Origin of the sequence: Ruminococcus sp. AM26-12LB (assembly GCF_003480785.1) — a bacterium.
GTDB classification, from domain to species: domain Bacteria; phylum Bacillota; class Clostridia; order Lachnospirales; family Lachnospiraceae; genus Blautia_A; species Blautia_A fusiformis.
In genome coordinates this window covers 56,786-63,813 of record NZ_QUJX01000022.1, presented here as the reverse complement: position 1 = coordinate 63,813, position 7,028 = coordinate 56,786, and the positions used below count along the sequence as shown (strand labels likewise).

Annotated in this window: 8 protein-coding genes; 2 read left to right on the top strand and 6 right to left on the bottom strand. The window is 47.8% G+C overall.

Going from position 1 to position 7,028, the window contains the following annotated elements:
- Positions 1–423 precede the first annotated feature (423 nt).
- Entirely contained in the window at positions 424–843 is a 420-nt protein-coding gene (locus DW694_RS15130; RefSeq protein ID WP_110103182.1) for a PPC domain-containing DNA-binding protein, read from the top strand.
- On the opposite strand, the gene DW694_RS15125 is transcribed toward DW694_RS15130, so the two are convergent.
- Complete coding sequence (locus DW694_RS15125; RefSeq protein WP_118753268.1) at positions 833–1,159, bottom strand: hypothetical protein; 327 nt, start codon at positions 1,157–1,159, stop codon at positions 833–835. The two genes, DW694_RS15130 and DW694_RS15125, sit on opposite strands and share 11 nt — an antisense overlap.
- A gap of 268 nt (positions 1,160–1,427) precedes the next feature.
- On the opposite strand from DW694_RS15125, the gene DW694_RS15120 reads away from it, so the two are divergent.
- Entirely contained in the window at positions 1,428–2,507 is a 1,080-nt protein-coding gene (locus tag DW694_RS15120) for a nitronate monooxygenase family protein (RefSeq protein ID WP_021652910.1), read from the top strand.
- A gap of 85 nt (positions 2,508–2,592) precedes the next feature.
- On the opposite strand, the gene queF is transcribed toward DW694_RS15120, so the two are convergent.
- The 5 genes from queF to DW694_RS15095 all read right to left on the bottom strand — a co-directional run bounded on the left by queF (position 2,593) and on the right by DW694_RS15095 (position 6,974).
- Complete coding sequence (gene queF, locus DW694_RS15115) at positions 2,593–3,087, bottom strand: preQ(1) synthase (RefSeq protein WP_059086405.1); 495 nt, start codon at positions 3,085–3,087, stop codon at positions 2,593–2,595.
- Positions 3,088–3,130: 43 nt separating this feature from the next.
- Positions 3,131–3,847: a 7-cyano-7-deazaguanine synthase QueC gene (gene queC / locus DW694_RS15110; RefSeq protein WP_256164017.1), complete on the bottom strand. Its 717-nt coding sequence runs from the start codon at positions 3,845–3,847 to the stop codon at positions 3,131–3,133.
- Between the two features lie 19 nt (positions 3,848–3,866).
- Complete coding sequence (gene queE, locus DW694_RS15105) at positions 3,867–4,535, bottom strand: putative 7-carboxy-7-deazaguanine synthase QueE (RefSeq protein WP_118753267.1); 669 nt, start codon at positions 4,533–4,535, stop codon at positions 3,867–3,869.
- Entirely contained in the window at positions 4,532–4,981 is a 450-nt protein-coding gene (gene queD, locus DW694_RS15100; RefSeq protein WP_021976186.1) for a 6-carboxytetrahydropterin synthase QueD, read from the bottom strand. The genes queE and queD overlap by 4 nt, the downstream gene beginning before the upstream one ends.
- A gap of 337 nt (positions 4,982–5,318) precedes the next feature.
- Complete coding sequence (locus DW694_RS15095; protein ID WP_118753266.1) at positions 5,319–6,974, bottom strand: SEC-C metal-binding domain-containing protein; 1,656 nt, start codon at positions 6,972–6,974, stop codon at positions 5,319–5,321.
- Positions 6,975–7,028: the final 54 nt, after the last annotated feature.

The following is a 7,028-nucleotide window of genomic DNA, read 5'->3' as shown; positions in this document are numbered from 1 at the left end:
TCCACTCCCGGAGCGATGCCACCTTCCTCTGGCGTCCCTCAACCACATCCACCTCTCAAAACCTCAAAAACATCCCCGACTGCATCCACTCCCGGTGCGATGCCACCTTCCTCTGGCATCCCTCAACCACATCCACCTAACAAAACCTCAAAAACACCCCCAACTACATCCACTCCCGGGCCAATGCCTCCTTCCTCTGGCGTCCCTCGACCACATCCACCTAACGAAACCTCAAACGTATCCCCGCCTGCCTCCAATGCTAAGAGCAGACGTCAAAAAAAATCTCTCGCACAGGCATGAGACTCCGACATTCTCTTTCCCATGTCTTCCGAAAAAAAATAAAATGTATTATACTTATTGACAAGCGGATAAAAACATCCGCCGCTGTTTATGGCAAATATCACACAAAGGGAGGTTTTTATCATGGAATACAGACGTTTCGGAAACACGATCTATCTTCGTCTTGATCCGAAGGAAGAGATCCTGGAGGAGATCGGCAAGGTTGCAAAAAAAGAGAATATCCGCCTTGCACAGGTCACAGGCCTTGGCGCCATCAATGATTTCACTGCAGGCGTATACAACACAGTGACAAAGGAATACCACTCTATTCAGTTCCAGGGAGCGTTTGAGATCGTATCACTTACCGGTACCGTTACCCGCAAAGACGGTGACGTTTATCTTCATCTCCATATCGCAGCCGGTGACGAGGAAGGCCATGTACACGGCGGTCATCTGAACCGTGCCATCATCAGCGCTACTGCCGAGATCCAAATCCAGGTAATCGACGGAGAGATCGGCCGTGAGTTCAATCAGGAAATCGGTCTGAATCTGTTTAAATTCTGATTTTGCCAGAGGGATTCCGGACACAGCCTACTGCTTTACAGTTTAAAAATTTCATCACACATAAAAAGGGTGAAACTACACAGCATAATGCTGTCAGCTCACCCTTTTCTTTAGCTTCAATATTGCCCTCTTCCGCAATATCTGCAATGCTGTCACTGCTGTCGCCAAACTCTTCCGCACTCTCTGTCACGGTTCCGGCTTCCGCCAGCGGCATTTCCTCCTGTGCATAGGCCGTCACGGTTCCCGCTGACAGAGATGTGACTGTCACGGACGCCGCAAGCAGCCAGGCCATGATGGTACTCGTCTTTTTTCGCATACCTGTTCCTCCCTTTTCCTCTAATTCACTTTACAGTTTTCTGTAAAGCTGATATCACTGTGAATTTGCCTGATATTTTCTGTTCTGTCAACAAAGTGGATTTTAACAAAATCTGGTCAAACAGCTATTCGCAATTGAAGCAGAGGACTTCCCTGATTCACCGACATTTACATTGACAAATTCCCCTGTTATGATATACTTTGATGATAAAACTATTTTATACTAAAATTATTTAACGAAAGCAAATGAATGTGAGGATCTGATCATTATGAAGAATTTTAAAATCGGTGATAAACTTACGAGATTTCCCCTGATCCAGGGTGGAATGGGCGTTGGTATCAGCCTTGGCCGTCTGGCAGGCACCGTTGCAAAGGAAGGCGGGATTGGAATCATTTCCACCGCTCAGATCGGCTACCGGGAAAAGGATTTCGACCGGAATACCGAAGAAGCCAACCAGCGGGCTATCCTGTCCGAGATGAAAAAAGCACGCAGGATTTCTCCTGACGGTATCATCGGCTACAACATCATGGTTGCACTGAAGGAGTACGCATCTCATGTAAAAGCCGCTGTCCATGCCGGCGCTGACCTGATCATCTCCGGTGCAGGACTTCCTACAGAGCTCCCTGCTCTTGTCAGCGGAAGCAAAACAAAGATTGCCCCCATCGTCTCAACGGACAAATCTGCAAAGGTTATCCTGAAATACTGGGAAAGAAAGTACAAGCGCACTGCAGACCTTGTGGTGATCGAAGGGCCCCAGGCAGGCGGTCATCTGGGCTTCCACAAGGAAGAGCTGGATTCCTATACACCGGAAGCCTACGACAATGAGATCCGAAAGATCGTCCAGACTGTAAAAAGCTATGCCGCAAAATTCGGCACGGAAATCCCTGTAGTAGCTGCCGGCGGCATCGCCACGCACGAGGATGTAAAGCATGTCCTTGATCTTGGTGTGGACGGCGTTCAGGTCGCCACCCGTTTTATCCCAACGGAAGAATGTGACGCAGACATCCGGCTGAAAGAATCCCTGATTCACGCCGCAAAGGACGACATTGCCATTGTAAAAAGTCCGGTAGGTATGCCGGGACGTGCCATTATGAATCCCTTCATGCAGCACGTCATGGCCGGAGAAAAGATCCCGCACAGTCCCTGCCACCGCTGCCTTGCCAAATGTTCCCCCGGCGAGATCCCTTACTGCATTACAGACAAGCTGATCGCCGCCGTAAAGGGCGACGTGGAAAACGGCCTGCTGTTCTGCGGAGCAAAGGCCTATATGGCAGATAAGATCGAAACCGTGCACGATGTGATCGCTGATCTGTTTGGCACAGAATCGGAGTGCATCCGGCTGTCATAAAGATAAACCTGCGCTGTCAGGCACCTAAACAAAAAGCCCCTGCTTTCATTGCTTTTCGCAGTGAAAACAGGGACTTTTAGTTTTTCTACCGGTTATCGATCTTTTCCGGGTACATGTCATGCTCTGCAAGGCGTTTCCAGGCAATCTCCTCCCATCTGGTTCCGGCTTTTCCGTAATTGCAGTATGGATCAATGGAAATGCCGCCTCTCGGCGTAAATTTTCCCCAGACCTCAATGTATTTCGGATCCATGAGACGGATCAGATCCTTCATAATGATGTTCACGCAATCCTCATGAAAATCTCCGTGATTGCGGAAGCTGAAAAGATACAGCTTCAGAGATTTGCTCTCCACCATTTTTTCACCGGGTACGTAGGATATCGTGATCGTCGCGAAATCCGGCTGTCCGGTAATGGGACAAAGGCTTGTAAATTCCGGGCAGTTAAATTTTACAAAGTAATCGTTGTCCGGGTGCTTGTTCAAAAATGTTTCCAGTACCTCCGGAGCATAATTGTCCGGATATTTTACTTTCTGATTTCCGAGAAGGGTGATCCCTTCTTTTTCCAGGTTTTCTCTGCTCATATTTTTTTCCTTTCTATGGTCAAACGGATATTTATAATCCAATCTATCTGTCAAGTGCCGGATCCTTCACTCCATTGAGCCGGAATGCCTCTGCTCTGTCAATACAGGTTCCACACACACCGCAGGGCTTTTCGCCGCCTTCGTAACAGCTCCAGGTCAGTTCATAAGGAACATTCAGCTCCAGGCCGGTTTTTACGACCTCTGCCTTTGTGCAGCTGACAAAAGGCGCCTCAACCTTCAGCTGGCCGCCGCTTCCCTGATAGATCGCCTCGTTGATTGCATTGTGAAACGCACTGCTGCAGTCCGGATATGCATTTCCGGCTGCATCATCCGCATGTGCTCCGTAATAGATCACACTGCAGTTTTTTGACAGCGCAATGCTTGCTGCCGAGGAAAGAAACAATCCGTTCCGGAACGGCACATAGGTTGAAACCGGTGAGCCATCGGTTTCCTTCAGCTGCTCTGCATAGCTTTCGTGCGGGATCTCTCTGTCTGAATGCTTCAGCAGCGAGCAGTCACTGTACCGGAAGATCGGCTCCAGATCCAGATAAAGATGCTCCACTCCGTAATATTCTGCTGTTTTTCTGGCAGCCTCAATTTCTTTTGTGTGCTTCTGTCCGTAAGCTACTGTTAATGCAATTACATTCTCTTTTCCATATTTGTTTACGGCAAGCCCCAGGCAGGTGGTGGAATCCACACCGCCGCTTGCAAGTACAAGTGCTTTCATAGCGTTCTCCTTTTCTGCGGTATTTCTTGTTATATTGTGATATGTTTTCCTGTCATACTCCCCGTTTCTGCGGGTCCCAGATCACCTTATGAAGCTGGATCTGAAGCTTTACATCGTTGAGCTTTTTTTCCATAAGGAAATCCACGATCTCCACCGGCTGGATCCTGCCGAAAACAGGGCTGAAATAAACTGCCGTTTTTCCGACCAGCCTGTACTTTTCCAGGATTTCCAGGGCTTTTTCCATATCTCTGCGGCTGCTGACCACGAATTTCAGCGTATCCTCACTGCCCAGAAGCTCCAGATTGGAAAGGAGCATCTCTTTTTCCATGCCGCTGTCCGGTGCTTTATAATCCATGGTAAAGGACGGACGTTTTTTTAATATATGATAAGGCTTCAGATCTACGCTTCCATTGGTCTCAATCTCCACCCGCTGGGATGGATCCTCCAGGATTGCCTCGATCAGCTCCTCCATCCCTTTCCGCAAAAGTGGTTCCCCGCCTGTAAGTGTCACATTTTTTACGCCTGTTTCACGGATCCAGGAAAGGATCTCTTCTTCTGTCAGCCTTTCACTCTCACATCCCGGCTCATTTGCCCAGCTGGTATCACAATAGCTGCATTGAAGATTGCAGCCCTTAAACCGGATAAAAGCGGCAAGCTCTCCTGCCCGTCTGCCCTCTCCGTTGATGCTGACAAATTTCTCTACAACCTGATAGGTCCTCATAGCCATACCGCCTCCGTTTCTTCTTCCGTTTCCCGGTAAGCTGCACAGTTATTTGGTGTTTCGTAAACAACAGCTCTTTTTACAGGATAGCCCTTTTCTTCCATTTTCCTGAAAAAATACTCTGAAAAATTCTCTGCTGTAGGGCGAAAGGGAACCTTCACCAGATGAAAGCCTTCCTCATCCAGTGCTTCCAGCGTTTTCGGACGTAATGTATTTTCTTCATAGATCAGCGTGTGATCCATGGAATCTGCCAGCTCCCGAAGATCCTTTTTCAGATCTCCGAAGTCTACCAGCATCCCTCGCCCCTGGCCGTTTTTCTCCAGCTTCCGGCTTTCGATCTCAATCTCCACATGCCAGCGATGGCCATGGATGTTGGAACATTTGCCGGTGTAACCGGACAGAAAGTGTGCCGAATCGAAATCTGCTTCTGTTTTTAACTGATACATAAATTTTTCCTCCTTCTGGATCTGTCACACCACCCGAATATTTCCATAAATAAAAAAAGCCGGGATTCCCGGCCTTGATCCAGTTAAAGTAAAAAAAGGGCAGACCCGCCACGAGTCTGCCCTGATTCTCACATCTTCTTCAGCCCTGGTTTTATTTATAGACAGGATGGTACAAACGAACTGTCTTATATTAATTTGTATGGTATTTCCGGAGATACTGCATCAAACGATAAATCGGACCAGATATCCGCGTTCGCTGCTCACTCATGAGCGCAGTCGCTCCGCAACGATCTATGGGAACTTTCAACTCCGGAATTACGGTAAATTTTCTGCAGAATTATCTTCTTCCGCAACACTTCTTATATTTCTTACCGCTTCCGCACGGACACGGATCGTTGGGATAGATTTTTCTTGCAGATGCCGGCTGCATCGGCATTGCTGTCGGTACAAAGCTGTTCGGCATTGCAGTGTGCGGCTTGCCTGTGGCAAACGGCCATACTGCTCCTGAGATCTCATTCGGTGTGTAACCGCGGAATTCCAGCATTCTTGTGTTATTGTTTGCCTCCATGATCAGCTTTGTAAATTTCTCAAGCTGCTCATCGTTAAACTGGATCCCCTTCTGGTTCAGGTTTTCCATGATTGCTGACATTCTGCCATCCATGGAGCATTCTTTGTAAATAAAGAACAGTACCTGATCCTTCACCGCATCAGAAACCTTCATCTCGTCCAGCAGGAATCTGCCCAGTCTCTGGTAAGAAGCAGATTTTGTCGGATAACCGTTTTCGGAATAATCCAGGATCTCATCTACGGACGGAATATAGAATTTCCGTCCACCCTGACGTCTCTCGATATCCTTGTAGATGTTATTAACCAGTGCGGATTTCAGGATCAGCTGATCCTCCGCGAGCTCACAGATGCAGGCCTTCTCCGGAATGGTATGATACAGCTCGATGAACCTGTCATATCCGATGTCAAAGCCTTTTCTCTGCTTAAACATCTCATATACTGTCTTCGCCGGTGCAGATACATACAGATAGCTTACCATGACAAGACAATCCTTCAGCCAGTTTACCTGACTGCGAAGTGTCCGGAATTCCGGTGTGTTAATCTGGTCGTAAACAGCTGCAACCTCTGCCGGAACTTCTGCGTAATCATCACTGTAGGAAACAAGGTAGCCCATATCGTTCAGCCATTCTAACGTATTCCACTCATCCTCTGCAACATGGAAGCATTTTCTCTGAATAGCTGCCTCAAAAGCCAGTACCTCCTGATCGTCTGCTACGAGGAAGCTTGCTTTCATAACCTCCGGTTTAAGAACCTCTGCGGCAACCTTTGCGGCGATCTCTTCCTGATTCATTCCCTTGCAGTGAAGTCCAAGCTCACCTGCAATGCTGAGAAGGTCTTCTTTACGATAGGACATGAGGAAATCTTTTACTGTAGGATTTCTTCTGCTGCCTGTGGCTGCCTCATCTGCTTTTGCAGCTCTGGTTGCTGCCTCTACTGCCGCTACTGTTGCAGCAATGTCTTCCGATGCTTTGGCTGTTTCCACCTCAGTTTCAACTGCTGCAGTGCATCCCAGCTCTGGTGCCTCTGTCCAGTACGGATCATCCTCACCCTTTACTTCTTTTATAATAGAAGGAGCTTCTGCTGTTCCCTCTTCTTTCTTCTCAATATCAACTCTGTATTCCGGAGCTTCCTTATCCGCACCATACTGACGGAAGGTAAACCATTTCTCGGAATCCATAAGCTCTGCAGTCTCTGTCTCGCCTGCATTTAATAATGTGAAATTATTCTTTGCTTCTCCGTCACCGTTCTCACGGATCTGTACTTTTTTCTGAAAAAATTCAATCTCATATAGGCTGCCTGCCGGATACTGAACCAGTTTTTCAAGCATGGCTGCCATCTTTGCAAATGTAACGTCAGCCGCAACAGTACAACGTCTCCATACCGGCGGTTTCGTTCCTTTTCTTGTGATTTTTAACTGATAAAACATTCCTGTGTTCCTCTCCTGTAAATATATGCCGGATCAGGAGATACGAATAACTCC

Bases quoted from the DNA above. Each gene is read 5' to 3' on its own strand.
- DW694_RS15130 (WP_110103182.1), top strand. From the start codon at position 424: ATGGAATACAGACGTTTCGGAAACACGATCTATCTTCGTCTTGATCCG.
- queF (WP_059086405.1), bottom strand. From the start codon at position 3,087: ATGAGCAGAGAAAACCTGGAAAAAGAAGGGATCACCCTTCTCGGAAAT.
- queE (WP_118753267.1), bottom strand. From the start codon at position 4,535: ATGAGGACCTATCAGGTTGTAGAGAAATTTGTCAGCATCAACGGAGAG.
- queD (WP_021976186.1), bottom strand. From the start codon at position 4,981: ATGTATCAGTTAAAAACAGAAGCAGATTTCGATTCGGCACACTTTCTG.
- DW694_RS15095 (WP_118753266.1), bottom strand. From the start codon at position 6,974: ATGTTTTATCAGTTAAAAATCACAAGAAAAGGAACGAAACCGCCGGTA.
- DW694_RS15125 (WP_118753268.1), bottom strand. From the start codon at position 1,159: ATGCGAAAAAAGACGAGTACCATCATGGCCTGGCTGCTTGCGGCGTCC.
- DW694_RS15120 (WP_021652910.1), top strand. From the start codon at position 1,428: ATGAAGAATTTTAAAATCGGTGATAAACTTACGAGATTTCCCCTGATC.